Origin of the sequence: Microbacterium sp. NPDC079176 (assembly GCF_040686675.1) — a bacterium.
Lineage (GTDB): Bacteria > Actinomycetota > Actinomycetes > Actinomycetales > Microbacteriaceae > Microbacterium.
This window is the reverse complement of sequence record NZ_JBFBLM010000002.1, coordinates 172,417-198,105: the sequence shown is the minus strand read 5'-3', so window position 1 is coordinate 198,105 and position 25,689 is coordinate 172,417. Positions and strand designations below refer to the sequence as shown.

Sequence of the window (25,689 nt, the reverse complement as noted above, 5' to 3'; positions counted from 1 at the left end):
CGACGCCGAGGTGCTGACCTCCCCCGTCACCTCGACCACACGTCCGTCCCACGACGCGGCGCCCTCGCGCGCCGGTGTCGCGGCAAGAGCAGTGACGGAGACAGCGGCGATCGCGGCGAGCATCACGAGCACCACCCCGGCCATGGACGCCGCGGCGGACGACCGCCGCAGCATCCACAACAGCGACGCCGCCGCCCCCAGCACGCCACCGAGAAGGCACCACTGCGCAGCTGGAGGCACGAACACGCAGACCAGGGCGAACGCCCACACTCCGCCCGCGATCGGCAGCAGACGCAGATCCCGGCTCATGCCCGCGCGTCATCGCGCGGTCGAACCCGCGGGTCGCATCTCATCGGCAGCCGGTGCATCAGGACAACGTAGCGGCGTGCGACCACCTCGCAGCGCAACCGCGCCCCGGTCGGTGGACAACACATCGATGCCGACGCGGCGTGCAGGAGCGCCGAATGCGAAGCGATGATCTCTGCGTGAGGACCGCGGGCACTTCGATTCACCGACCGCGGGCCGTTCCGACAGCCGACACCGTCCACCACACCGAGCGACTCAGGCATACTCGGGGAATGGTCGACGTACGCGACATCGCAGAGCACCAGCCCAGTCACCTGACTCTGGTGCGGAACTTTCTGGCGCGCCGAGCAGAGGTCATCGCGAATGCATGACGTGATCGTGATCGGCGCCGGCCTCGCAGGGCTCCGCTGCGCGGGACTGCTCTCCGCTCACGGACTCGACGTCGTCGTCCTCGAGGCCGCGGATGCGGTCGGCGGACGCCAGCGCACCGACATCATCGACGGCTTCCGGCTGGACCGCGGGTTCCAGGTCCTCAACCCGGCCTACCCGGCACTTCGGCGCAGCGTCGATCTCGACGCACTCGCGCTCGGGAGCTTCCCTGTGGGCGTGCGGGTGCGCACGACGGACGGGGTGGCCGAGCTGCGGCATCCGCTTCGGCATCCGCTGTCGATCGTCACGTCTCTGCGCAGCGACCTGGTGAGCGGTCGGGATGCCGTCGCGCTGGCACGCTGGGCCGCGCCGGCACTGGTGCGTCCGCTCTCGCATCTGGCTCGGAACGATGCCACCATGCGCGAGGGATGGGATGCCGCGGGGCTTCGTGGCCCGCTTCGCACCGCTGTACTCGAGCCGTTTCTCGCCGGGGTTCTGGCGGAGAGAGGCGGCGAGACATCGAACGCCTTCGCGCGACTGCTCGTACGCTACTTCGCGCTCGGCCGACCCGGGCTTCCCGCACAGGGGATCGCCGCTGTCCCCGAGCAGCTCGCCGCGCACGCGCGCGCGGCGGGTACTGACATCCGTCTCGGCGCGCGCGCGGGAGGCATCTCAGCAGGAGGAGAGGAGATCACGGTGGGGCTGAGCGACGGCGACTCCGTGCGAGCGGCTCGGGCGGTGGTCGCAGTCGGCGCCGATGCCGTCAGCGACCTCACCGGTCTCGCCCGTCCGGTCACGAGAGGTCTGCAGACGTGGTGGTTCGCCGCCACTGAACCTCCCAGCAGATCCGCACTGCTCACCGTCGACGGCCGAGGTGGAGGCCCCGTCGTGAACACCGTCGTGATGACGCACACCGTGCCCTCGTATGCGCCGGCCGGACGTCACCTCATCGCCGCGACCTGCCTGCTGCCGCGTGGCGGCGCATCCGCCGACGAGTTCGACGTGCGCCGCCACCTCGAAGAGGTCTGGGATACGGACATCAGCGCGTGGCAGCTGATCCGGCGCGACGACATCGTCGACGCGTTGCCTGCCCAACCGGCACCGCTCGGCCCACCGCGATCGCCGCGCTACGCCGAGCGGCTGTATGCAGCCGGGGATCACAGAGACACCGCGTCGATCCAAGGCGCCCTCGCTTCCGGCGAGCGTGCCGCACGTGCCGTCCTGACCGACTCGGGGGCGTCGAGAAGCGGCACGTCGCTGCACAGCTGACGACGCTCGGACTCAGGCGAGAGAGAGACAGCGCCCGCAGACCGCACATCACACCCGCACACCGTCGCGGATGCCGGCGAGCAGCTTCTCTCCGATGCCGGGGACCGACAGCAGGTCATCGACCGATGTGAACCGACCGTTCTCGTCACGCCAGGCGATGATCCGCTCGGCCAGGGCGGGGCCGATGCGCGGCAGAGTCTCGAGCGCCGCCTGATCTGCGGTGTTGAGATCCACCAGATCGTCCGCGGGCGCGCCTGCTCCCGGCGACCCCTCCGCGGCTGCGGCACCCACGACCGGCACGCTGATCTGTTCGCCGTCCGAGAGCACGCGGGCGAGATTGACCGCGGTCAGGTCGGCATCGTCAGTGGTCCCGCCGGCCGCTGCCACCGCATCGACCAGCCGGGAGTCGAGATCGAGGACATAGAGTCCCGGATGCTCGACCGCGCCCAGCACGTGCACGTAGAGCTCTCCCGTCGATCCGCCGCTCTCGGCGGCCTCGGTGGCCAACGGCACCGATTCGGTCGGCACGGCCTGCCCCCGCATCAGTCCGAGTCCGACGGCCGCGGACAGCACGACGAGCGCCAACACGACGGCGGCGCCGACCCCCAGCCGCAACCGGCGCGGCGCCGGTGAGGAAGCGGCGGATTCGGGCATTCCGCAACGCTATGCCAGCGAACGGACGCCTCTCATGCATCCGGCCGCCCGTCGGGGAGAACCCCCGTGGGCGGCCGGATGTGCAGAGCGGCTGGCGACGCGGTCGGTCAGCCCTTCACGACGATGCTGACGATCTTCGGGGCGCGCACGACGACCTTGACGATCTCGCGGTCGCCGATCGAGCGAATGACCCGCTCGTCGGCACGGGCGAGCGATTCGAGCTCGGCCTCGCCGATGCGCGCGGGCACCTCGAGCTGAGCGCGGACCTTGCCGCCCACCTGCACGACGGCGGTCACGGTGTCCTCGACGAGCAGCGCCGGGTCGGCGGAGCGCCAGGTGACGAGCCCGACGGACGGCTCGTGTCCGAGGATCTGCCACATCTCCTCCGCGGTGTGCGGGGCGATCAGATCGAGCATCACGGCGACGGTCTCGGCCGCTTCACGCACCGCCGGATCAGCGGCGCCTGCAGCACCGTCGATCGTCTTGCGGGTGACGTTGACCAGCTCCATCAGACGCGCGACCAGGACGTTGAACTTCGTCTGCTCGACGAGCCCAGGAGCATCTGCCAGCAGCTTGTGCGTGGCTCGACGCAGCGCCGCATCTCCGCCCGCGAACACGACGTCGACAGGAGAGGACACCTCGTGGGCGATGCGCAACGCGCGGGCCAGGAACTTCTGCGCACCGGTCGTCGAGACGTCGGCCCAGTCCTTGTCGTCTTCGACCGGTCCGGCGAACGCGAGACCCACGCGCAGCGCATCGGCGCCGTAGGCGTCGAGCTCCTCTTCGAAGAGCACCAGGTTGCCCTTGCTCTTCGACATCTTGGCGCCGTCGAGCAGGACCATGCCCTGGTTGATGAGGTTCGAGAAGGGCTCGGTGAAGTCGATCAGCCCCATGTCGAACAGCACCTTGGTGATGAATCGCGCGTACAGCAGGTGCAGGATGGCGTGCTCGACGCCGCCGATGTAAGAGTCGACCGGCGACCAGCGGGCGGCCTGAGCCGGGTCGAACGCGACCGTGTCGCTGTTCGGCGACAGGAATCGCAGGAAGTACCACGAGCTGTCGACGAACGTGTCCATCGTGTCCGGATCCCGCAGAACGGGGTCACCGCTGGCGGCATCCACCGTGCGGACCCAGCTCTCAGCGGCGCCGAGCGGCGACGATCCCTTGGGCTTGAGGTCGAGCCCCTCGACGCTGGGCAGCTTCACCGGCAGCTGCTCCTCGGACACGGGGATGATCCGGCCGTCCTCCGCGTGCAGCATCGGGATCGGCGTGCCCCAGAAGCGCTGACGCGAGATCAGCCAGTCGCGCAGACGGTAGTTCTTGGCGGCGCGCCCGGTGCCGGACGCCTCGAGCTGCTCGATCGCACGGGCGATCGCATTGCGCTTGGACAGACCGTTGAGCGGTCCGGAGTTGATCATCCGGCCCTCTCCCGTCAGAGCGATGCCGGTGGAGGCGGGGTTCTGCTCGTCGAGCGCCGCGCCGGTGTCGATCGGCACACCCTCTTCATCGACCTCGATGACCGGCATCGCACCGGTGACGGGCGCCGTCGTGTCGACGACGACCTTCACGGGCAGGTCGAAGGCGCGGGCGAAGTCCAGGTCTCGCTGATCGTGCGCCGGCACGGCCATGACCGCTCCGTGACCGTAATCGGCCAGCACGTAGTCCGCCGCCCAGACCGGCAGCTTCTCGCCATTGACCGGGTTGATCGCGTACCGCTCGAGGAAGACCCCGGTCTTCGGGCGATCGGTGGCCTGTCGGTCGACGTCGGTGGTCTTCTGCACATCGGCCAGGTACTTCTGGAAACGCTCGCGCACGTCGGCCGGAGCATCCGCTGCGAGCTCCGAAGCCAGGTCGGAGTCGGGGGCCACGACGAAGAACGTCGCTCCGTGCAGGGTGTCAGGACGCGTCGAGAACACGGTGACGGGCTCGTCGCGCCCCTCGATGCGGAAGTCGACGTCGGCGCCGATCGAGCGTCCGATCCAGTTGCGCTGCATCTGCAGCACCTTGTGCGGCCAGAAGCCCTCGAGCTGGTTCAGATCATCGAGCAGCCGGTCGGCGTAGTCCGTGATCTTGAAGTACCACTGAGTCAGCTTCTTCTTCACGACCTCGGCACCGCAGCGATCGCAACGGCCGTCGACGACCTGCTCGTTCGCGAGCACGGTCTGGTCGTTCGGGCACCAGTTGACCGCGCTCTTCTTGCGGTACGCCAGACCTCGCTCGTGCAGCTTCAGGAACAGCCACTGGTTCCAGCGGTAGTACTCGGGGTCGGAGGTGTGCAGCACTCGCGACCAGTCGAACGAGACGCCGTAGTTCTGGAACGCCTGCTTCTGCTGAGCGATGTTCTGGTAAGTCCACTCACGGGGATCCGCACCCTGACGGATCGCCGCGTTCTCCGCAGGCAGTCCGAAGGAGTCCCAGCCGATCGGGTTGAGCACGTTGTGCCCACGGTGGCGCCAGAACCGGGCCACGATGTCCGAATACAGGTAGTTCTCCGCGTGCCCCATGTGCAGGTCGCCGGAGGGGTAGGGGAACATCGCCAGCACGTAGCGGCGGGGCCGCTTGTCATCGTCGCCGCCGGTGAGGAACGTCTCGTTCTCCGCCCAGTACTTCTGCCACTTGGCCTGGATAGCGTGCGCCGAGGAGGTCTCCTCGGCGACGGGAGAGGTGGACAGGTTCTCAGACAACGAACGCACGACCAATCTGAAGAGAAAAGGGGATCAGTTCAGGATATCGGAAGCCCAGGCCGCGGGCATTTCCACTCCCAGCGCAGCGAGCGGCGCCCGAGCCTTCGTCGCGACCTCGGCGACCTCCGAGGCGGCGACCGATCGCCAGGTGATCCCCCCGCCTGCGCCGACCACAGCGCCCGCACCGTCGATCACGATGCTGCGGATGACCATCGCGAGGTCGAGCGACCCCTCATCGCCGATGTAACCGAAGCACCCGGCGTAGATACCGCGAGGCCCTCCCTCCAGCTCATGCAGGCGCGTCATCGCCGAGAGCTTCGGCGCGCCTGTCATGCTGCCCGCCGGGAAGGTCGCTGCGAGAAGTTCGCTCGCCGTCGTGCCCGCGGCCGCCGTGCCGCTGACGGTACTGACGAGCTGGTGCACCGCCGGATACGTCTCCACGGCCCACAGCGCCTCGACCCGGATCGACCCGGGTCGGCACACCCTCGACAGATCGTTGCGCATCAGATCGACGATCATGACGTTCTCAGCCCGTTCTTTCGGGTCCGCGGCGAGCTCGTCGGCGAGCTCGGCATCGTGCGCGGCGTCCGCGCCGCGGGGCCGCGTGCCCTTGATCGGCCGCGTGCGGATGACGCCGCCGTCAGCGTGGAGGAACTGCTCGGGGCTCGCACTGAGCAAGGAGCGGCCGCCGATCCGGATGAAGCCGCCATGGTGAGCGGGAGTGGCGGCACGGAGGCGTCGGTACACCGCGACTCCGTCGTGCTCCCCCGGCACGGTGAACCGGGTGGTGAGACAGAGCTGGTAGGCGATCCCCGCTCTGATGAGCTCGCGGCAGCGCTCGATGAGTCCTGCGTACTCCGTCGGAGTGTGTCGCGCCTCGCTGCGTACGGACGAGGCCGCACTGAACACCGTCTCCCCGCGCGGCACGGCGGAGGGGGTGACGCGCGCGACGACGGCGCTCCACTCGTCGAGATCGGCATGGGCTGCGGCAACCCATACGGTGCCGGTCGCATGATCGAACGCCGCCAGCCGGGAGACCCGCAACCAGGCGTCGCCGGGCTCGTCAGCGGCTTCCGATACGGGTGCTCCCGCTGCTCGGGCGCCGGTCTCGTAGTCGTACCAGCCGACCCACCCACCCCGCAGCGGAGGACCGGGATGCGCGGCGGCCGTGCGGGTATCCATCCGCACTTCACCGGGGAACGACGCCGGATCGCCCGTCCCGACGAAGCTCCATCCCTCCGTCGCTTCCGCCCCGGCGTCGAGCCAGAACAGGTCGGCGCACGACCGCTCGAGGGCGAGGAAGAGCGCGTCAGGCGTCACCCGATCGGGCAGGACGCGGGCGCTCAGAGGTTCGGGCACGTTCTCAGCCTAGGCGGCGCGCACTCCCGTATTCTCGAGGGGTGGACGACTTGGTGCCGTGGCTGATCGACTTCATGCGGTCCATCGACCCGATCACTCGCACCCTCGTCGCGGGGCTCGCCGTGATGTTGGAGACGAGCGTCTTGATCGGGCTCGTATTCCCCGGTGACACTGTCGTGCTCGTCGCGTCCATCGGCATCACCAGCCTCCCTCAGGCCGTGGCGATGGTCGTCTCGGTCGTCGTCGGCGCGCTGATCGGCGAGAGCATCGGCTTCTGGCTCGGGCGGTGGGTCGGCCCGCACATCCGTGCCTCCTGGGTCGGCCGACGCGTCGGCGAGGAGAACTGGGTGCGGGCGGAGCGTTACCTCGCCCGCCGCGGCGGCATCGCCATCTTCCTCTCGCGGTTCCTGCCGGTGCTGCATTCCCTCGTGCCGCTGACCGTGGGCATGAGCCATTACTCATATCGGCGCTTCCTCGCGTGGACGGCGCCGGCCTGCCTGCTCTGGGCGACGGCCTACGTGAGCATCACCTCGCTCGCCGCTGGCAGCTTCGATGAGCTCGCCGACCGGGTGCACTACGCGGGATACATCTTCGTCGGCATCATCGCCCTCTTCCTCGTCGCCGTGTTCGTGGGCAAGAAGGTGATCTCGCGCCTCGAGGCGCGCCATCTCGACATCTCCGACGCGAAGGACGCGACCGACGTGAAAGACTGAAGCAATGGCTTCGTCACCTCCGGCGCCCCGGATCCACTGGTTCGCGCGCCTCGAACACCGCCTCCACGTGTGGCGCGAGGGGCGAGCGCGCCGTCGCGGCCGCACCGCGACCATCCTCCCGTTCCCCGGTTACGGCGGGCCCGGCTGGGTGCGTGTCGTCGGTCGCGTTCTCATCGTCCCTCCCGCACGGAGCACGAAGGACGGCGAGCCGGCCAGCGTCCGCGGCTGGCGGAGCTTCGTCGGCATCCCCGTGAGCTTCGCGAAGGTCGCCGTGCAGATCGGCGACTCGGTGCACTATGTCGTCGCAGACCGGGGCGGTGTGATCGACTCGGTCGTGCACGCCGAGCTCGAGCCAGGATGGCAGACCTTCACGTTCTCCGTCGAGGGTCAGGACCCGGTCGAGACGACCGCGTTCATCGTGGCCGAGTCGACCCACTTCGGGGTCGTCTCCGACGTCGACGACACCGTGATGGTCACCGCTCTCCCCCGACCTTTCATCGCCGCCTGGAACTCTTTCGTCGTCGACGAGCACGCGCGCATCCCCGTGCCGGGCATGGCCGTGCTGCTCGATCAGGTGCTCCGCGAATATCCCGGTGCTCCCATGGTCTACCTCTCGACCGGAGCCTGGAACGTCGCCCCGACTCTCCGCCGGTTCCTCGGGCGCCACCTGTTCCCCGCAGGCTCCATGCTCCTCACCGACTGGGGCCCCACGCATGACCGATGGTTCCGCAGCGGACGCGAGCACAAGCTCACCAACCTGCGTCGCCTGGCCACGGAGTTCCCGCACGTGAAATGGCTGCTGATCGGCGACGACGGCCAGCACGACGAGGCGATCTACTCCGAGTTCATGGATGAGCACCCGGACTCCGTCGCCGGCGTCGCCATCCGTCGGCTGCTCCCGGCCGAGGCCGTGCTCGCCGGTGGTCGCGCGGGCCACGAGCCGCACTCCGACGACGTCGCCCCCTGGGTCAGTGCCGAGGACGGCGCGGGGCTCCGTGACCTGCTCGGCAAAGCCGGCATCCTCCGCTGAGGTGACCATGACGCTGGCGCGGGCCGACTGGCTGGAACGCGAACGAGCGCACCAGACGAGAGCCGACGCCCTCACGGCTGAGCATCGGGAACGAGCCGCGCGGGGCGAGAAGCACCCGGTATGGGACTTCCTGTTCACCTATTACAGCTACAAGCCCGCGCAGCTGCGTCGGTGGCACCCCGGCGCCGGGGTCGAGCTCGAGGAGGCCGACGAGCGGCTGACCTGGCGGTGGTACTCCCCCGGCGCGACCGAAGCCGGTGCGGTGCCGGATGCCGCTGCCTTCGCGCGCGAGAAGGCAGACCTCGCCGGCCTCATCGAGCGGATGCTGCGTCGCACCGCCTCTCGACCCGGGCAGTTCGGATGCTTCGGACTGCATGAGTGGGCGATGGTCTATCGAGCGGATGAGCACAGACACGCGGTGCCCCTGCGTCTTGGGCAGGACGCAACGGATCTGGTCGTCGAGAGCCATGACCTCAGATGCACGCACTTCGACGCCTTCCGGTTCTTCACACCCGCGGCCGTGCCTCGCAACCGCACGGAACTGACCCGCGACGAGCAGCCCCTGTTCGAGCAGCCCGGATGCCTTCATGCCGGCATGGACCTGTACAAATGGGCGGTCAAGCTGGGCCCCCTCGTGCCCGGCGAACTTCTGCTCGACACCTTCGAGCTCGCAAGAGACATCCGCCTTCTCGACATGCAGGCCGCGCCGTACGACCTGGCACCGTGGGGTGTCGAGCCCGTACCGATCGAGACGACCGAGGGCAAGGCGGAGTACGTCCGCCGGCAGCGCGTGTTCGCAGAGCGCGGTGGGCATCTGCGCGGCGAGCTGCTGCATGCCTGGCTCGGCTCCACCACCGCCGTCACGCTCGCGGGCTGACCGGCGTGAGCGGGCTGAACGATCAGTCCGCCGGCTCGCACTCCGGGCACGGTGCCCAGTCGGTGGTCGCTGACGTCGACTGCAGGCGCAACGTCATCACGCGGGTGGCCGCGTCGGCGAGCCGATCGGCGGGCAGCACCCCCGCGTCGACCGCATCCGCGAGCCCGCGGACGATCTGGCCGGCGGTGTCGGGAGTCGAACCGGCGATCATCAGCACGAGGTCGCTCCCGGCGACGACCGCCGACACGGCGTTCGTCACGGGGTCGGCGTACTCGGGTATCCCCGAGGACTGCAGCATCCCGAGGTCATCGGTCACGATCACGCCGTCGAATCCCAGTTGTTCACGGGCGATCTCGTGCCAGCGCGCCGACAGAGACGCGGGAGCAGGATCGATCGAGGTGTAGGCCAGGTGGCCGAACATCAGCAGAGAGGCACCGGCCTCGATACCTGCAACGAAAGGCACCGCGTCCGTGGAACGCCACTCATCGATGGTCTCGGCTGTGGCAGGGACAGCACTGTGGGAGTCGCCCGGTGCCGCCCCATGACCGGGGAAGTGCTTCAGCGTGGAGGCGATGATCTGCTCTTGCGCCGTGGTGGCGGCAGCGACTCGCTCGGCGGCCGTCTGGGGGTCGGTGCCGAGTGCCCTGCCGTAGATGAATGACGACGGGTCGGACGTCACGTCTGCGACCGTGCCGAAGTTCACGGTGATCCCCGCTCTCGCCACCAGCGCCGCGCGGGCGGAGAAGGCCGACGACGTGTCGGAGACCGGCTGCGATTTCAAGACGGTCGAGGCGGGGAAACCATCGCCGACGAGGCGCGACACGATCCCGCCCTCCTGATCGACCGCCACGAGCGGAGGCAGCGCGGGGTCGACCGTGAGAGCAGACGTGAGGGTCTGGAGCTCGACGTCGGTCGCCGGGATGTTCGCTCCCATCAGGATGAAACCGCCCAGGCCCTGCTGCATGTAGGCGCGGAGCGCTCCGGCATCCGTCGTCGGGATGTGCCCCATCACAACGCTCGCCGCCTGCTCGACCGTCGTCATCTCGGCGACGAGAGCCTCGGCGTGCTCGCCGATCGCTGGTGAGGAGATCTGCGCATGGGCGAGACCGCCCTGCACCGAGCCGACAGCCGCGGCAGAGGCCGGTCCGGCCGCCGTCGCGAGGGCGACGAACGCCGCGGCACTGACCGCTCCGAAGCGACGTCGCAGCATGAAGTCAGGTGGTGAGAGCGTCGGCGATGGGCACGCCGGAGTCGGCCGTGCCGTTTCCGAATCGGATGGTGCGGCCGAACGTCGAGGGGTTGCCGAGAGATTCCGCGATCACAGCCGCCACATCGGCGCGCGCGACCTCGCCCTTGCCGTCCGGGTCGAGCAGGATACGGCCCGTCGGCTCATCGAACGTGAGCGTGCCGGGGCCGAGGATCGTACCGTCGAGGTCCGTCGATCGCAGGTGCTCGTCAGCCGCCCACTTCGCATCCGCGTAGGCGAAGAACCCGTCGTCCTCAGCTACTCCGTGATCGGCCTTCGAACCGATCCACGAGACCATGACATAGCGCATGACGCCCGCCGCCTCTGCGGCATCCATGGTGCGGATCGCCGCGTCACGATCGACGGCGTACGTGCGATCCGCGGAACCCCCACCGGCCCCGGCCGACCAGACGACGGCATCGTGACCGCGGATGATCTCCGCGAGTTCAGACGTGTCGAGGGTCTCGACGTCGGCGACGAGCGCATGCGCCCCTGTCGCCTCGACCTCCGAGACGTGGTCGGGATTGCGGATGACCGAGGTGACCTCGTCACCCCGCTCGACGAGAAGAGGAGCGAGAAGCAGTGCGATGCGGCCGTGGCCGCCGAAGACGATGATTCGCGACATGTCTTCACCCTACGCGCCCTCGCCGACGTCGGCTCGGGACGAACGGGCCGAGATCGCTCAGGGGCTCCGGACCGATGCGACGGCCAGCGCCCGCTGGACGCCCTTCGCCGCTGAGCGTCCCGCCCTGTTCGCACCGATCGTGCTCGCCGACGGACCGTAGCCGACGAGCTGGATCCGCGGGTCCTGCACCGCGGTCGTCCCCCGCCCGCCGCGGTCGAGCTGGATGCCCCCGGCCGCACTGCGGAGGTGCAGCGGCGCGAGGTGCGCGATCGCCGGGCGGAACCCCGTCGCCCAGAGGATGACGTCGACCCGCTCAAAGGTGCCGTCGGCCCAGCGGACGCCGTCCGGCTCGATGCGCGAGAACATCGGGCGGCGAGCAGCGTAGGCGCCGAGCCTCTCCGCCTCCCGTTCCTGCGGCCGCAGCATGAGCCCTGTGACGCTCACCACGCTCTCGGGAGGCAGCCCCTGGGCGACCCGTCGCTCGACGAGCGCGACAGCGGCTGCTCCTGCTTCGGGCGTGAAGTCGTCGCTGCGCCACACCGGCTCACGCCGCGTCACCCAGAGTGTGTCGGTGATCGGCGCCAGAGCTCCGAGGAACTGGACAGCCGACGCGCCCCCGCCGACGACGAGGACGCGCTTGCCCACGAAGTGCTCTGGTCCCGGATAGTCGACCGTGTGCAGCTGCTCGCCGAGGAACGTCTCCATCCCCGGGTAGTGCGGCAGGAACGGATGCGTCCACGTCCCGGTCGCGTTGACGAGCGTCCGACTGCGCCATTCCTGTTCCCCCGCGCGCACGACCAGGAGGCCATCCTCGTCGACCACCCGGTCGACTCCCACGGGCCGGATCACCGGCAGGCGATGAGCGCGCTCATACGCCGCGAAGTATGCCGGCACGGCCATATTGGCGCGCTGCCCGTCTCGCGGCGGTGGAGAATCCCCCGGCAGCTCCGCCACGCCGTGCACGTCGCGCATCGTCAGAGCATCCCACCGGTGCCGCCATGCGCCTCCGGGCTCGGAGTCCGAGTCGAGCACGACATGACCGATGCCCAGACGGGTCAGATGAAAGGAGGCCGACAGACCGGCCTGACCGGCGCCGATCACGACGCTGTCCAGGATGCTCACGATGATGACAACACCCGCGATCACGCGGTTGTTCCGGGGCGTCAGAGGGCGATCTGGTAGTGCGTGTACCCGGTGTGCGTCGCCACGCTGTCGTAGAGCGCGCGGGCTGTCATGTTGGTCTCCTGCGTCAGCCAGTAGACCTTCTCGCACCCGTTCTCGACAGCCCAGGCACGCACGTGGGCGATCAGCAGCCGCCCCACCCCGGAGCCTCGGGACTCGCCATCGACATAGAGGTCCTCCAGGTAGCAGTAGGGCGACGTGCTCCACGTCGCCGGGTGCGTGAGCCAGTGCACGATGCCGATCGCGCGCCCGTCGCCGTCGCGCGCGACCGCTCCGTGCAGATCCCGCCCCTCGACGATCCGCCGAAACGACTCTGTCGTGATCTCGTCAGGGAGCTCCGTGCCGTAGAAGGTCAGATACCCGCGCCACAGACCGGCCCATTCGTCGAAGTCGGCCTCTACGGTGGCGGTGATCGTCGTCATGCGGTCAGCCTAATGCGACGCGCCCGGGGGCCCCGCGCCGATTGGTGTTGCGCGCGATCCGTGTAGTACTCTGTTCAAGTTGCTTCGAGCAGTGAGGAAGCAGTTCTGGGCCTGTGGCGCAGCTGGTAGCGCACCTGCATGGCATGCAGGGGGTCGGGGGTTCGAGTCCCCCCAGGTCCACCCGATAGAAGGCCCCGCGAGAGATCGCGGGGCCTTCTTCTCGTTCATCCGGCACACCGGCGCGCGCGGGCGCCCTCGTCATCGGCGAAGGGCCGCCCACGGCAGAGCGCCAGGGACTTGCCATCGTCCGCTGCGCCGGATAGAAAGGCCAGGCCGTCTTCGTCACCGAGACGGTCTTCGACGAGGTGGAGGACGCACGTGCTGGGACTGTTCCGACGACCGGAGACCATGTCATCGTCTCTGTCAGACGCGTCGACCCCGATGACGGAGACGCGACTGTGGTCGCGGGGATTCGGCCTCGCCGCCACACGGAGTCTGCAGACCCTCTCGGTGCTCGCCCTGGTCGCCATCGGCGTGCTGGTGATCACGCAGCTCTCTCTCGTGTTCATCCCCGTGACGATCGCGCTGATCCTCGCCTCGGCCATCCACCCGCTCGTCGCGTTCATGCGGCGTCGCGGAGTGCCGTCGATCCTCGCCACCTGGATCGCGCTGATCGGCATCCTCGCGATCCTCGGCGGCATCGTCTGGGTGATCGTGCTGACGGTCCGTTCCCAGTGGGACGATCTGATCGAGTCGGCCACCGACGGCGTGACGCAGGTGACGGCCTGGCTCGACACCCTGCCTTTCGACATCGCATCGATCGATCTCGACGAGGTGTGGGCAGGAGTCGGCGACTTCCTGACCAGCGCCTCGTTCGGACGCGGCGCTCTCGCGGGGGTCTCGGCCACTGCGAGCTTCTTCACCGGCCTCGCCCTGATGATCGTCGTGCTGTTCTTCTTCCTCAAGGACGGACCGCGCATCTGGGAGTTCCTGCTCCGTCCCTTCACCGGGAACAGCTATGAGCGTGCGCGCCGCATCGGCGACAAGACCGTCGACGTCTTCGGAGGCTACATCCGCGGCACGTCGATCGTCGCCGCCGCCGATGCTCTCGGCATCGGCATCGGCTTGGCGATCCTGCAGATCCCTCTTGCACTCCCCCTCGCCGTGATCGTCTTCCTGACGGCGTTCATCCCGCTGGTCGGCGCAACCGCCGCCGGGATCCTCGCGGCTCTCGTGGCGCTCGTCACGCACGGCCCGGTGGCAGCCCTCATCGTCGTCGGCATCGTCGTGCTCGTGAATCAGCTCGAGGGCAACTTCCTTCAGCCGGTCGTGATGGCCCGCTCCCTCAAGCTCCACGCTCTCGTGATCCTCCTCGCCCTGACCACGGGCACCATCCTCGGCGGCATCGTCGGCGCGGTGCTCTCGGTGCCGATCGCCGCTGTCGCCTGGGGCATCATCACGGTGTGGGACGGCCCGCACACCCCCGCGAAGCCGTTCCGCAAGAAGCGCCCCGAAACGGTGTGACGCCGCCGACCCATCGAGTGCCGCAGAATCGTCGCACCGCCGGATACTCCTCCGGACCTCGGTCGTCAACCCACTCCCTGTCTGTGCACGCCCGTCCTATCGTGGCGCGCACATCTCACGAGAGGAGTCGATGATGACCAACAACCCGATACCGCCGCTGGTCCCCCGCCCGGACGACGAAGGAGAGATCGACGGCGTGCCTCACCGCGACGTCGACGGCGAGCCCGTTCTCGACACGGATGCGGATGCCGACCAGGTCGACGGCGCCGCGGCCGACCGCCTGGCGTCGGAGAAGCCGCTGGGCGAGGACTCCTGAGTCCTCGCCCAGCACGCCCCTGCGCGGCAGGCCCCTCCCCGGGTCCTGCCGCGCAGCCTGTTCAGGTCGCGAGAAGAGGGGGCAGGTGCGGGATCGCGATGGGCCTCGTCGCCCGACTCGAATCCTGCACTCGCGTCACCTCTTCGAGAACTTCGTAAGCGGTCGTGTACCGCACTGCCAGAGGCAGGTCGCGAAGCCACACGACCTCGACCTCGGTGTCCGCGTACTCGTAGACGCATGCCACCACGTGCCGCGGATCGTTCGTCTCGTATCGTCGGTCGTTGATCACCCACTCCGACGGTGTGACGCGATGCAGCACGTATCTAGGATCTGGATCTCCGGACATGTGATTCCCTCCAAGACTCTCTCCCCACTCAAGATCATCCCCGCTCCGACCGAAAGGTCACAGGGGCTTGACAGCTGAGACGAGAGACTTCAGGGGGTCACGCCCGAGGGCGGATGGTCAGATCGGTGAGAGCGGCGTCGTCCGGCAGGTCGAGCGCGGTGAGGATCGTCGTCGCGACGGAATCCGCCGTGATGAACCGCTCCGGGTCGTAATCCCGCCCTTCCTGCTGGTGCACTCGTTCCTGCATGGGGGTCGCGGTGCGTCCGGGGTAGATGGAGGTCACCCGCACACCATGCTCGCTCTCCTCGGCCCGCAATGCGTCGGCGAGAGCCTTGAGTCCGTGCTTCGATGCGGCATACGCCGACCAGCCGGCGTGCGCGTGCAATCCCGCACCGGAGTTGACGAACACGATCCGAGCGCGAGAGACGCGCAGCACAGGGAGGAGCAGACGGGTGAGCTCGGCAGGCCCCACGAGGTTGACCGCGAGCTGGCGCTCCCAGAGATTCGCCGGAAGGTCGGCCACGGGTCCGAGGTCGACGACGCCCGCCGCGTGCACCAGCGAGTCGATGCGCTCGGGAAGCGCCTGCTTCGACAATGCCCACGACAGCCTGCCGGGTTGCGCGAGGTCGCCGACGACGGCCGAGGCTCCAGGCAGCGCCGCGGTGATCTCCTTGGCGCGCCCGGCATCGCGGGCGAGCACCACGACCTGATCGCCCCGATCGAGGAGGCGGCGCGCGACGACCGCGCCGATGCCGGATCCGGCACCGGTGATCAGGTGGGAGGTCACGTCAGTCGCGGTCTGCTGCGGCGGAGTCTGCGAGCTCGAACGGCACGACGGGGCAGTCCTTCCACAGACGCTCGAGGCCGTAGTAGACGCGCTCTTCCTGGTGGAAGACGTGGACGATCAGATCGCCGAAGTCGAGGAGAACCCATCGGGCCTCCGCGCGACCTTCGCGGCGGACCCGCTTGTGACCGGCTTCGATGAGCTTGTCCTCGATCTCATCGGCGATGGCGGCGACGTTGCGCTCGCTGTTTCCGGTGACGAGCAGGAAGATGTCGACGAGCGGCAGAGGCTCCGAGACGTTGAGCGCGACGAGATCCTCACCGCCCTTCGAGACGGCGGCGTCGGCCGCGAGCTGGAGCATCTCTTCGGCGGTTTCAGGTGACTGCATCAGAACACATTCGTGGTGAAGGCGACGATCAGGGACACGCCCAGCGCGAGCGCGAGACCACCCGCCACGATCGCGAGGATGAGCATGAGTTTGTTGCCCTTTTCGGGGGCGGGCGGGCGGATGACCTCGCCGGCGGGCTTGATGGTGCTGACGGCCGCGCTGGCGGCGATCGGCGTGGGCGAGGATGCCGGGGGCAGCTCGCCGTCGATGAGCACGGCGTCCACGTCCTTGCCGTCCGTGGTGCCGTGCGCGTGGCCCTGCGAACCGAGTCCCTTGGGAAGTTCGTAGGAACCGGTCACGAGGATCTCTCCCGTGGAGGCGACGGGGCCTGAGAGCGACCCCTCTCCCGGGGAGGGGTTGAAGATGAGGGTGTTCGGAGCGAGATGCTGAGAACCGGTCGAGTCTCCGACGGTTAGCAGCTCGTCGAAAGACGGCGAGAAGGGCTTCCGTGTCTCCGCGTCGTCGCTGAGCAGATCCTGACCGAAGGCGGAGTTGACGACGGGGCGCTCCCCGTCCGCGATGTCGTCGTCGGCGTCGTCCACATCCGCCAGAACGTCGCCTTCGTCGATCTCGTCGGTCGCTTCTGCATCGATTCCGAGCTCCGCGACGGCGGCACTCGTGTCGCCCGCGCCGGAGGTGACCGGCTCGCGGTCGTCGTCCGTCGTGTCGAGGTTCGTCGAGGCGCTGACCGGTGCGGGCAGATCCGCCGCAGCCGAGTCCTCGTCTTCCTGGTCATCGTCGTCAACGACATCGGAGTCGTGGACATCGGGGTCATGGACGTCGGAGTCGGGAGCGTCGGCTGCCTCAGCCGCGGGGACCTCGACGGGCGGAACCTCGTCGGTCGAGTCCGCATCATCCGCACTGTCCGGCGCGTCGGACTCGTCAGCGTCGCCGACGGGAACGGATCCGGTCATGGAGCGTTCGCGCTCGCGAACCTGGCGACGCGTCAGCGGCGTGTTCCCCGGCTCGGTCTCGCCGCGGACGGCCGGTGCCGACGGTGCAGCGGGTTCGGTCTCGGCGGCGTCCTGCTCCTCGGGCGGCGTTGCGGCGGGCGGAGTCGCGACCGCGGCGGCAGCCGCAGCCTCCTCCGCTGAGATGACCGGTGTGGAGCCGGTCAACCGGATCTCACGCAACTGCTTTCGCGTCAGCGGACCCTGTTCCTGCCGATCCGATGTACTCATGCCTTGCTCCGATACAGATGATGCTTCGCGATGTATTGAACGACTCCGTCGGGGACGAGGTACCAGACCGGCTCGTCGTCACGGACCCGCGCCCGGCAGGCCGTCGACGAGATGGACAGCGCCGGCACCTCCAGTTGGCTGACGTTGTCGCTCGGGAGGCCGTCAGTGCTCAGGACGTGTCCTGGACGTGAGACCGCGACGAAGTGGGCCAACTCCCACAGTTCATCATGGTCCCTCCAACTGAGAATTTGCGCCACGGCATCGGCACCCGTGATGAAGAACAGCTCGGCGTCGGGCCGCTTCTCCTTCAGGTCGCGGAGGGTGTCGATCGTGTACGTCGGCCCTTCACGGTCGATATCGACTCTGCTCACCGTGAACTGCGGGTTGGACGCCGTCGCGATCACGGTCATGAGGTAGCGGTGCTCACTGGGGGTGACATCCGACTTCTGCCACGGGTGTCCGGTGGGCACGAAGACGACCTCGTCGAGATCGAAGGAGTGCGCGACCTCGCTCGCGGCGACCAGGTGCCCGTGGTGGATGGGGTCGAACGTGCCGCCCATCACACCGATGCGCGCCGGACGCGAGGTCGTGTCGTTCATATGGGCCTAGTGGCCGTGCCCTGCCTCGTGGCCGTCCTTGCCGTGCCTCGCGGCCCAGGCGTCAGCCTTGGCGGAGTGACGGTTGGCGACGTTCTTGTATGACAGCGTGACCAGGCCGAGGAAGGCGAAGACGATGATCGCGATGACGCCGAAGATCAGCGTCTCGAGCTGGACATTGCCGTGGTGCTCGGTTTCGGCAGCGACCATCGCGATCTGTGCGACGAGGTTCATCCTGACTCCGTTTCGTGGCTGGCGGGCGTGGCTCACGAAGAGCCACAGCGCCCCCTAGTCTAGCCCTCAGCCGCGCGTCTGCCCTGCCCCACGCGCCAGCCATTTCGTGCTGGTCAGCTCGGAAAGCCCCATCGGGCCCCTCGCGTGCAGCTTCTGCGTCGAGATCCCGACCTCGGCACCGAACCCGAACTCCCCGCCGTCGGTGAACCGCGTGGAGGTATTCACCATCACGACCGCCGAGTCGACCTCGGCCAGGAACCGCTCCGCGTTGCGCGAATCCGTCGTGATGATCGACTCCGTGTGGCCGGTGCTGTAGCGACGGATGTGGTCGAGAGCGTCATCGAGCGTGTCGACGACCTTGATCGCGATGTCGAGGCTCAGATACTCCGTCGCCCAGTCCTCCTCGGTCGCGGGGATCACGTTCGAGACGAGGCCGACCACCATGTCGTCGCCGTGAATGGCCACGCCCTCGCTCTGCAGCGCACTCGCGACCAGCGGGACGAGCCGTGGCGCGGCCTGACGGAGCACGAGGACCGTCTCGACCGCATTGCAGACGCTGGGGCGCTGCACCTTCGCGTTCACGACGATGTCCTGCGCCCAGTCGTCAGGGGCGCTCTCGTCGAGGACGATGTGCACGTTGCCGGCGCCGGTCTCGATCACGGGCACGGTCGCCTCGGTCACGACGGTCTCGATCAGCCCCGCACTGCCGCGAGGCACCAGCACGTCGATGTAACCCCGTCCGTGCATGAGGGCGGTGGCGCCGTCGCGACCGAAGTCGTCGACGGTCTGCACCGCTTCCGCGGTGACGCCTGCCTCCTCGAGTGCCTGGCGCATGATCTCGACGAGCACCGCGTTGGAGTCTCGTGCGGCGCTGCCACCGCGCAGGACCACGGCGTTCCCCGAGCGCAGCGCGAGCGCCGCGATGTCGACCGTGACATTGGGGCGCGCCTCGTAGATCGCCCCGACTACCCCGAACGGCACCCGCACCTGCTCGAGAGCGACGCCGTTCGGCATCCGGTGCCCTCCGACGACACGACCGACAGGGTCGGGAAGAGCCGCCACCTGACGGACCGCAGCGGCGAGGGAGGCGACGCGCTTCTCATCGAGGCGCAGTCGGTCGATGAGCGACTCGCCGATGCCGTCAGATCGACCGCGCTCGATGTCTCGGCCGTTGGCCTCGATGATCGCGGCCGCATTCCCCTCGAGAGCCACCGCGATGGCTTCGAGCGCGCGGGACTTGTCGTCGCTGGTCAGTCTGGCCGTGGCGCGGGACGCCTCTTTGGCACGCTCGAGCCGCACCTGCGGGGTCTGGTCGGTCATCCGCCCAGTCTAGGAGAGCGCGGGCTCGAACCAGGTCCCTATGTCGGCGCCCGCGAGGGCCTTGTCGACGAGGTCGGCGCTGGTCACGAGCACACCGATCCCGGACGCGGCCGCCAGTCGGGCGGCGGACACCTTCGTCGCCGCTCCCCCGGTGCCGACACTGTTGACGACCGTCGAGCCGAACTCGAGGCCTGAGAGATCGGCGTCCGGAGCGACGACGTCGATGGGCTCAGCGGTCGGGTCGGACGGCGGCTTGGTGTACAGCGACTCGATGTCGCTGAGCAGCACGAGCGCATCCGCCTCGATCAGCTGGGCCACGAGCGCGCCGAGGCGGTCGTTGTCGCCGAATCGGATCTCCTGCGTCGCGACCGTGTCGTTCTCGTTCACGATCGGCAGGATGCGAAGACCGAGAAGTCGCTCCATCGCCCGTCGCGCGTTGCTGCGCGAGGTCGGATTCTCGAGATCACCGGTCGTGAGCAGCACCTGTCCCGCGACGATGTCGAAAGGACGCAGCGACTCCTGGTAGCGGTACACGAGGATGTTCTGTCCGACGGCGGCTGCGGCCTGCTGAGTGGCCAGGTCCGTGGGGCGAGCATCGAGACGCAGGAACGGGATGCCCGTGGCGATCGCTCCGGAGGAGACGAGGATCACCTCGGCCCCGCGCGCGTGCGCTGCCGCCAGTGCCTCCACCAGAACGGGGATGCGCCAGGAGGACTCCCCGCTGATCGAGGAAGACCCGACCTTGACGACGATCCGTGAGGCTGTGGCGAGATCCGCCCTCGTGCGGGCGGTCACTCCCCGTCCTCGCGGTAGGCCGCGAGCCGCTGAGCCTCGACCTCGGCGCGAGCCTCGGCCTTGGCATCCATGCGCTCGTAGTAGTTCTCACGACGCTCGGAGGTGGTGCGACGCCCGTTGGGGGCGAGACGCGGGTCGGTGCCACGGGGTGCGGTCATCAGCTCGGCCGCAGACGTCATGGTGGGCTCCCAGTCGAAGACGATGCTGTCGCCCTCGCCGATGACGACCGTCGACCCCTGCACGGCACCGAGGCGGAAGAGCTCGTCCTCGACGCCCAGCTTCTCGAGACGGTCGGCGAGGTAGCCCACCGCCTCTTCGTTCTGGAAATCGGTCTGCTGGACCCAGCGCACCGGCTTCTCGCCGAGGATGCGGTAGACGTTGCCGTAGCTGCCGCCCTCGACGCGGATCTCGAAGCCCTTCTTCGGGCCACGCGGGCGAAGGATGACGCGCTCACGCGGGACCTCGGTCGCGGCGAGCTCGGCACGGTGCTGGTCGACGATCTCGCCGAGCGCGTAGGTCAGCGGGCGCAGACCCTCGTGCGAGATCGTGGAGATGTCGAAGACACGGAATCCGCGAGCCTCGAGGTCGGGGCGCACGAGGTCTGCGAGGTCGCGGGCCTCCGGCACGTCGATCTTGTTCAGGGCGATGAGCTGCGGGCGCTCGAGCAGAGGGGTCTGCCCCTCGGGAACCTCGTATGCGGCGAGCTCTCCCAGGATGACATCGAGGTCGGAGATCGGGTCGCGACCGGGCTCGAGCGTTGCGCAGTCGAGCACGTGCAGCAGTGCGGTGCAGCGCTCGACGTGACGGAGGAACTCCAGTCCGAGACCGCGTCCCTCGCTCGCTCCTTCGATGAGTCCGGGGACGTCAGCGACCGTGTATCGCGAGTCCCCTGCCTGCACGACACCGAGATTGGGGTGCAGCGTGGTGAAGGGGTAGTCGGCGATCTTGGGGCGTGCGGCCGAGATCGCGCCGATCAGGCTGGACTTGCCCGCCGAGGGGTAGCCGACCAGAGCGACGTCTGCCACGGTCTTGAGCTCGAGGATGACATCGCCCTCGTACCCGGGGGTCCCGAGCAGCGCGAACCCGGGAGCCTTGCGCTTCGGGGTGGCGAGTGCGGCGTTGCCGAGTCCGCCATGCCCGCCCTTGGCGACGACGTAGCGCTCACCGGGCTCGATCATGTCGATGAGCACCTCGCCGGCCGGGTTCTTCACCACGGTGCCGACGGGAACGGGAAGCTCGAGATCCTCGCCCATGAACCCCGCACGGTGGTCGCCCATTCCGGGGCCGCCGTTTCCGGAGCTGCGATGCGGAGAGTGGTGGTACGAGAGGAGCGTTCCCGTCTGGGTGTCGGCGACGAGCACGACGTCGCCGCCGTCACCGCCGTTGCCGCCGTCGGGGCCGCCGAGCGGCTTGAACTTCTCGCGGTGCACCGAGACACAGCCGTTGCCGCCCTTGCCCGCGCGCAGATGCAGCGTCACGGTGTCGACGAAGCTGACCATGTCTCTCTCCTCAATTGATGCGGCCTGAGATGTGGACTCGGCCGGAAACGCAGATTCGGGACGGGCCGAAGCCCGCCCCGAATCGGATGACTAGTGTCGTGCTGTGATCACTCAGCAGCGGCGACGATGTTGACGACCTTGCGGCCGCCCTTCGCGCCGAACTGGACCGCACCGGCGGCCAGAGCGAACAGAGTGTCGTCGCCACCACGGCCGACGTTCACGCCGGGGTGGAAGTGCGTGCCGCGCTGGCGGACGATGATCTCGCCGGCGAGAACCTGCTGTCCACCGAAGCGCTTGACGCCAAGTCGCTGAGCGTTGGAGTCACGACCGTTACGGGTGGAGCTTGCGCCCTTTTTATGTGCCATGTCCTGGTCTCCTCGGTCTTTACTTGATGCCGGTGATCTTGACGCGCGTGAGCTCCTGGCGGTGGCCCTGACGCTTCTTGTAGCCGGTCTTGTTCTTGTACTTCTGGATGATGATCTTCGGGCCGCGGAGGTTGCCGATGACCTCTGCCGTGACCTTGACCTTCGCCAGCGAATCAGCGTCGGTGGTCACCGAGGCGCCGTCGACGAGCAGCACTGCGGCCAGCTCGATCTTCTCGCCCTGTGCAGCCTTGACACGGTCGAGCTGAACGATCGTGCCGACCTCGACCTTCTCCTGCCGCCCACCGGCGCGCACTACTGCGTAAACCACTTCATACCTGTTTCGTTGGGGAGCTCGCGGCTCCGAGATCTCACGGGAAGACTGTTGCTTGCATGCATCGCGGGGCGACGGGCACGAACGCAAGACTCTCCGCTCCGACCGTCCAGGACGACGCGGCATACGCACCAAGGGACTACTTTACCGGATGCGGGACACTGTGGCAAAACGTGCCGCCCGGTGTGTCCGGTCATAGGCTGGAGGGATGACCGTTCTCGTCGATGACCCCCTGTGGCCTGCGCACGGGCGCCTGTGGGCTCATCTCGTCAGCGATGACACCCTGCAGGAGCTGCACGACTTCGCGAGGGCGCATGACGTGCCCGCGCGCGCGTTCGATCTCGACCACTACGACGTTCCGGAAGAGATCATCCCCCGGCTCCTCACCGCCGGCGCACAGCATGTCGGCGGCAAGGAGCTGGTCAGGCGGCTGATCGCCTCAGGACTGCGAATCCCCGCTCGCGACCGGCGCTGACGGCTCGGAGTTCACCGAGACGGGCGTGCCTGTGAGGGCAGCCGTCGAGACGCGGCGACGACCGCGACCCTGACCGGGCGCCTTCGGCTCGGGAAGAGCATCGAGCACCGAATCGAGCAGCGCCTCCGCCGGGGACTTCGGCGACGACTTGCGGTCGGATCCACGCTTCTTGCGAGGCTTCTTGGCGCGCTCCTGCGGTGCGGTCGCTTCCGTCGGCTCAGCCACGGGAGCGACGGCCTCTGCCGGCTCGTCGGCATTCGGAGTGCGCGTCGAGGCTGCGATCTGCGCGAGTGCCGACTTCGCTCCCTCGGGGATGCTGTGCGTCGTCACCGCGGCCGGAGCAGCGCTCTGCGACTGACCGTTGCCGCCGCGCTGGCGACGGTTGGACTGAGAGCTGCCGTTCCCGTTGCCGTTGCCGTTCCCGTTGCTGCTGGAGCGGTGCTTGACGACGGGGTCGTGGTGGACGATGACGCCGCGGCCGGCGCATACGTCGCACGCCTCGCTGAACGTCTCGAGCAGGCCGAGGCCCAGCTTCTTGCGGGTCATCTGCACGAGGCCGAGCGAGGTGACCTCGGCGACCTGGTGCTTCGTCCGATCCCGGCTGAGGCACTCGATCAGGCGACGCAGAACCAGGTCGCGATTGGACTCGAGCACCATGTCGATGAAGTCGACGACGATGATGCCGCCGATGTCACGCAGCCTCAGCTGGCGGACGATCTCCTCGGCCGCCTCGAGGTTGTTCTTGGTGACGGTCTCCTCGAGGTTTCCGCCCGAGCCGACGAACTTGCCGGTGTTCACGTCGACGACGGTCATCGCCTCGGTGCGGTCGATGACCAGCGAACCACCCGAGGGCAGCCACACCTTGCGGTCGAGCGCCTTCTCGATCTGCTCCGTGATCCGGAAAGCGTCGAACGGGTCGGTCTCGTCCTCATACGACTCGACGCGCTCGAGGAGGTCGGGTGCGACGCTCTCGAGGTAGGCGCGGATCGTGCGCTGCGCGTCCTCGCCCTGGATGAGCATCTTCGTGAAGTCCTCGTTGAAGACGTCGCGGACGATCTTGACGAGGAGGTCGGGCTCGGCGTGCAGCAGTGCGGGTGCCTGCTGGTTCTCGACCTGCTTGCGGATGTGCTCCCACTGGCTGGTCAGCCGCTGGACGTCACGCGTGAGCTGGTCCTCGGTGGCGCCTTCGGCCGCCGTGCGGACGATCACGCCGGAGGACTCGGGCAGGACCTCCTTGAGGATGCGCTTCAGGCGCGTGCGCTCGTTGTCGGGAAGCTTGCGGCTGATGCCGTTCATCGATCCGCCCGGCACGTACACGAGGTAGCGGCCCGGGAGCGAGATCTGGCTGGTCAGACGCGCGCCCTTGTGGCCCACCGGATCCTTGGTGACCTGCACGAGGACGCGGTCGCCCGCCTTCAGCGCGAGCTCGATGCGACGCGGCTGGTTGCCGGTCTCGACGCCGTCCCAGTCGACCTCACCGGAGTACAGCACGGCGTTGCGGCCGCGGCCGATGTCGACGAACGCCGCCTCCATGCTCGGCAGCACGTTCTGCACGCGACCGAGGTAGACGTTGCCGATCAGCGATGCGTCCTGGTTGCGAGCGACGTAGTGCTCGACGAGCACGCCGTCTTCGAGGACGCCGATCTGCGTGCGGCCGTTCTTGGAGCGGACGACCATCTTGCGGTCGACCGACTCGCGACGCGCGAGGAACTCCGCCTCGGTCACGACCGGGCGACGACGACCTGCGTCACGTCCGTCGCGGCGGCGCTGCTTCTTCGCCTCCAGGCGCGTGGAGCCCTTGATGGCCTTCGGCTCGGTGATGTACTCCACGACGCGCTGACGGGGCTGGCGCGGTTCATCGCGCTGCTCCCGCGGCTCACGCTGATCGCGAGTGTCGAGGTCGTCCGAACCGCCGCGACGACGACGGCCGCGGCGACCGGCCGGCTCGTCCTGCTCGCGGTCGGCGATGCGGTCGAACACACGCTCGCGACCCGTGCGCGCAGGAAGCGGCAGGACCTCGGGTGCGTAGAAGTGCAGCTGGGTCGAGACCTGCGAGACGAAGACCTCGGGGAGCAGCCCCAGCGAGACGGCGGTGAGGGGCTTGGGCTCCTCCGGCTTCTCGGGTGCGGTCTCGGCAGCGGGCTTCTCGGCAGCGGGCTGCTCGGCAGCGGGCTGCTCGGGTGCGGCTTCGACAGCGGGCTGCTCTGCAGAGGCGTCGGGCGCGTCCTGCGACGGAGCCTCCGCAGCAGCGGCATCCTCAGCCGGGGCATCCTCGACAGGAGCCTCCTCAGCAGGAGCATCCTCAGCAGGAGCATCCTCAGCGGGAGCCTCCTCCGCAGGAGTCTCCTCGGCCGAGGCGGTCTCGCTCGTCGAACCCTCGCCGTCGTCCGGAGCGTCGGATGCGACAGCCTCCGGAGCGTCGGCGACTACCTCTGCGGGCGCATCAGCATCCGCAGTGAAGTCGAGGGTAGGGGCGTCGTAGTCATTGTTCTCATCGGCCATCTCTGGCTTGCTCCTCGCGCGGACACTTCGTGTTCCGCTAACTCTCATGCGACACCCGCAGGTGTCGCGAACTCATTCGGTGTGCGACCGGCCCATGGCTCTGATCACGAGGGGCATACGGCCCCGAAGTCTGCGTCGATGCGCGCCACGACGGGGTCGAGCGATGCATCACAGGCCATTATCGCACGCCGCACCCAAACGTCCTACATCCCAGGCACCACATGGCATGTCGGGGCGGTGGGCCAAAACGGGTAGGCCAAGATCCGCGGACCACACACTGGATGCCAGCTCTCTCGA

Annotated in this window: 26 protein-coding genes, 1 tRNA gene and 1 pseudogene; 8 read left to right on the top strand and 20 right to left on the bottom strand. The window is 68.4% G+C overall.

Annotation, left to right across the window (positions count from 1 at the left end):
* Positions 1-309: pseudogene (locus AB0P11_RS04990) on the bottom strand (hypothetical protein); the annotation flags it as partial.
* Between the two features lie 360 nt (positions 310-669).
* Between AB0P11_RS04990 and AB0P11_RS04985 the strand changes: the two are divergent.
* A complete protein-coding gene (locus AB0P11_RS04985) occupies positions 670-1,944 on the top strand; it encodes an FAD-dependent oxidoreductase (RefSeq protein ID WP_056278903.1) in 1,275 nt (424 codons plus the stop codon).
* 48 nt (positions 1,945-1,992) lie between these two features.
* On the opposite strand, the gene AB0P11_RS04980 is transcribed toward AB0P11_RS04985, so the two are convergent.
* From AB0P11_RS04980 to AB0P11_RS04970, 3 genes are all read right to left on the bottom strand, one after another.
* Positions 1,993-2,598, bottom strand: coding sequence for a ComEA family DNA-binding protein (locus tag AB0P11_RS04980; RefSeq protein WP_053096553.1), 606 nt, complete (start codon positions 2,596-2,598; stop codon positions 1,993-1,995).
* A 107-nt stretch (positions 2,599-2,705) separates the two neighbouring features.
* Positions 2,706-5,282: a leucine--tRNA ligase gene (leuS, locus tag AB0P11_RS04975; RefSeq protein ID WP_363520849.1), complete on the bottom strand. Its 2,577-nt coding sequence runs from the start codon at positions 5,280-5,282 to the stop codon at positions 2,706-2,708.
* 33 nt (positions 5,283-5,315) lie between these two features.
* On the bottom strand, positions 5,316-6,641 hold the full coding sequence (locus tag AB0P11_RS04970; protein ID WP_363520235.1) for an anthranilate synthase component I family protein: 1,326 nt from the start codon (positions 6,639-6,641) through the stop codon (positions 5,316-5,318).
* Positions 6,642-6,682: 41 nt separating this feature from the next.
* Here AB0P11_RS04970 and AB0P11_RS04965 point away from each other — a divergent pair, with 41 nt between their 5' ends.
* From AB0P11_RS04965 to AB0P11_RS04955, 3 genes are read left to right on the top strand one after another with little or no spacing between them, the layout of a single operon-like run.
* A complete protein-coding gene (locus AB0P11_RS04965) occupies positions 6,683-7,354 on the top strand; it encodes a DedA family protein (protein WP_363520232.1) in 672 nt (223 codons plus the stop codon).
* A 4-nt stretch (positions 7,355-7,358) separates the two neighbouring features.
* Entirely contained in the window at positions 7,359-8,384 is a 1,026-nt protein-coding gene (locus tag AB0P11_RS04960) for a phosphatase domain-containing protein (RefSeq protein WP_056278907.1), read from the top strand.
* Between the two features lie 7 nt (positions 8,385-8,391).
* The gene (locus tag AB0P11_RS04955) at positions 8,392-9,261 is read left to right on the top strand and encodes a 3-methyladenine DNA glycosylase (protein WP_363520846.1); all 870 of its coding nucleotides are present in this window, start codon (positions 8,392-8,394) and stop codon (positions 9,259-9,261) included.
* Positions 9,262-9,283: 22 nt separating this feature from the next.
* Here AB0P11_RS04955 and AB0P11_RS04950 read toward each other — a convergent pair whose 3' ends face one another.
* From AB0P11_RS04950 to AB0P11_RS04935, 4 genes are read right to left on the bottom strand one after another with little or no spacing between them, the layout of a single operon-like run.
* Positions 9,284-10,471: a glycoside hydrolase family 3 N-terminal domain-containing protein gene (locus AB0P11_RS04950; protein ID WP_363520229.1), complete on the bottom strand. Its 1,188-nt coding sequence runs from the start codon at positions 10,469-10,471 to the stop codon at positions 9,284-9,286.
* A 4-nt stretch (positions 10,472-10,475) separates the two neighbouring features.
* On the bottom strand, positions 10,476-11,132 hold the full coding sequence (locus AB0P11_RS04945; RefSeq protein WP_053096566.1) for an SDR family oxidoreductase: 657 nt from the start codon (positions 11,130-11,132) through the stop codon (positions 10,476-10,478).
* Positions 11,133-11,189: 57 nt separating this feature from the next.
* Entirely contained in the window at positions 11,190-12,254 is a 1,065-nt protein-coding gene (locus AB0P11_RS04940) for an NAD(P)-binding domain-containing protein (RefSeq protein WP_295105685.1), read from the bottom strand.
* 41 nt (positions 12,255-12,295) lie between these two features.
* A complete protein-coding gene (locus AB0P11_RS04935; RefSeq protein WP_320488664.1) occupies positions 12,296-12,736 on the bottom strand; it encodes a GNAT family N-acetyltransferase in 441 nt (146 codons plus the stop codon).
* A gap of 107 nt (positions 12,737-12,843) precedes the next feature.
* Here AB0P11_RS04935 and AB0P11_RS04930 point away from each other — a divergent pair.
* From AB0P11_RS04930 to AB0P11_RS04920, 3 genes are all read left to right on the top strand, one after another.
* Positions 12,844-12,916: transfer RNA gene (locus AB0P11_RS04930), tRNA-Ala, on the top strand.
* A gap of 261 nt (positions 12,917-13,177) precedes the next feature.
* Positions 13,178-14,260: an AI-2E family transporter gene (locus AB0P11_RS04925; protein WP_230100734.1), complete on the top strand. Its 1,083-nt coding sequence runs from the start codon at positions 13,178-13,180 to the stop codon at positions 14,258-14,260.
* A 133-nt stretch (positions 14,261-14,393) separates the two neighbouring features.
* Complete coding sequence (locus AB0P11_RS04920) at positions 14,394-14,576, top strand: hypothetical protein (RefSeq protein WP_053099155.1); 183 nt, start codon at positions 14,394-14,396, stop codon at positions 14,574-14,576.
* Positions 14,577-14,637: 61 nt separating this feature from the next.
* Here AB0P11_RS04920 and AB0P11_RS04915 read toward each other — a convergent pair whose 3' ends face one another.
* The 11 genes from AB0P11_RS04915 to rplU all read right to left on the bottom strand — a co-directional run bounded on the left by AB0P11_RS04915 (position 14,638) and on the right by rplU (position 22,412).
* On the bottom strand, positions 14,638-14,922 hold the full coding sequence (locus tag AB0P11_RS04915; RefSeq protein ID WP_053096570.1) for a hypothetical protein: 285 nt from the start codon (positions 14,920-14,922) through the stop codon (positions 14,638-14,640).
* 97 nt (positions 14,923-15,019) lie between these two features.
* Complete coding sequence (locus AB0P11_RS04910; protein ID WP_363520223.1) at positions 15,020-15,709, bottom strand: SDR family oxidoreductase; 690 nt, start codon at positions 15,707-15,709, stop codon at positions 15,020-15,022.
* A gap of 1 nt (position 15,710) precedes the next feature.
* Complete coding sequence (rsfS, locus tag AB0P11_RS04905; RefSeq protein WP_042537705.1) at positions 15,711-16,094, bottom strand: ribosome silencing factor; 384 nt, start codon at positions 16,092-16,094, stop codon at positions 15,711-15,713.
* The gene (locus AB0P11_RS04900; RefSeq protein WP_363520219.1) at positions 16,094-17,275 is read right to left on the bottom strand and encodes a hypothetical protein; all 1,182 of its coding nucleotides are present in this window, start codon (positions 17,273-17,275) and stop codon (positions 16,094-16,096) included. The genes rsfS and AB0P11_RS04900 overlap by 1 nt, the downstream gene beginning before the upstream one ends.
* Positions 17,272-17,874, bottom strand: a complete 603-nt coding sequence (gene nadD, locus AB0P11_RS04895; protein ID WP_053096575.1) for a nicotinate-nucleotide adenylyltransferase — start codon at positions 17,872-17,874, stop codon at positions 17,272-17,274. Before nadD ends, AB0P11_RS04900 begins: the two co-directional genes overlap by 4 nt.
* Positions 17,875-17,880: 6 nt before the next feature.
* On the bottom strand, positions 17,881-18,105 hold the full coding sequence (locus AB0P11_RS04890) for a hypothetical protein (protein WP_053096577.1): 225 nt from the start codon (positions 18,103-18,105) through the stop codon (positions 17,881-17,883).
* 66 nt (positions 18,106-18,171) lie between these two features.
* On the bottom strand, positions 18,172-19,425 hold the full coding sequence (locus AB0P11_RS04885) for a glutamate-5-semialdehyde dehydrogenase (protein ID WP_072591409.1): 1,254 nt from the start codon (positions 19,423-19,425) through the stop codon (positions 18,172-18,174).
* A 9-nt stretch (positions 19,426-19,434) separates the two neighbouring features.
* Positions 19,435-20,220 (bottom strand): glutamate 5-kinase, encoded by a 786-nt coding sequence (gene proB / locus AB0P11_RS04880; RefSeq protein WP_053096581.1) that lies wholly within the window; start codon positions 20,218-20,220, stop codon positions 19,435-19,437.
* On the bottom strand, positions 20,217-21,719 hold the full coding sequence (gene obgE / locus AB0P11_RS04875) for a GTPase ObgE (protein ID WP_053096582.1): 1,503 nt from the start codon (positions 21,717-21,719) through the stop codon (positions 20,217-20,219). The genes proB and obgE overlap by 4 nt, the downstream gene beginning before the upstream one ends.
* A 107-nt stretch (positions 21,720-21,826) precedes the next feature.
* Positions 21,827-22,084 (bottom strand): 50S ribosomal protein L27, encoded by a 258-nt coding sequence (gene rpmA, locus AB0P11_RS04870; RefSeq protein WP_028501603.1) that lies wholly within the window; start codon positions 22,082-22,084, stop codon positions 21,827-21,829.
* Positions 22,085-22,103: 19 nt separating this feature from the next.
* Positions 22,104-22,412: a 50S ribosomal protein L21 gene (gene rplU, locus AB0P11_RS04865; protein ID WP_072591411.1), complete on the bottom strand. Its 309-nt coding sequence runs from the start codon at positions 22,410-22,412 to the stop codon at positions 22,104-22,106.
* A 211-nt stretch (positions 22,413-22,623) separates the two neighbouring features.
* On the opposite strand from rplU, the gene AB0P11_RS04860 reads away from it, so the two are divergent.
* Positions 22,624-22,890: a DUF4031 domain-containing protein gene (locus AB0P11_RS04860; protein WP_295104386.1), complete on the top strand. Its 267-nt coding sequence runs from the start codon at positions 22,624-22,626 to the stop codon at positions 22,888-22,890.
* Here the strand turns inward: AB0P11_RS04860 and AB0P11_RS04855 are convergent.
* Positions 22,855-25,392 (bottom strand): Rne/Rng family ribonuclease, encoded by a 2,538-nt coding sequence (locus AB0P11_RS04855; RefSeq protein ID WP_363520213.1) that lies wholly within the window; start codon positions 25,390-25,392, stop codon positions 22,855-22,857. The genes AB0P11_RS04860 and AB0P11_RS04855 overlap by 36 nt on opposite strands.
* Positions 25,393-25,689: the final 297 nt, after the last annotated feature.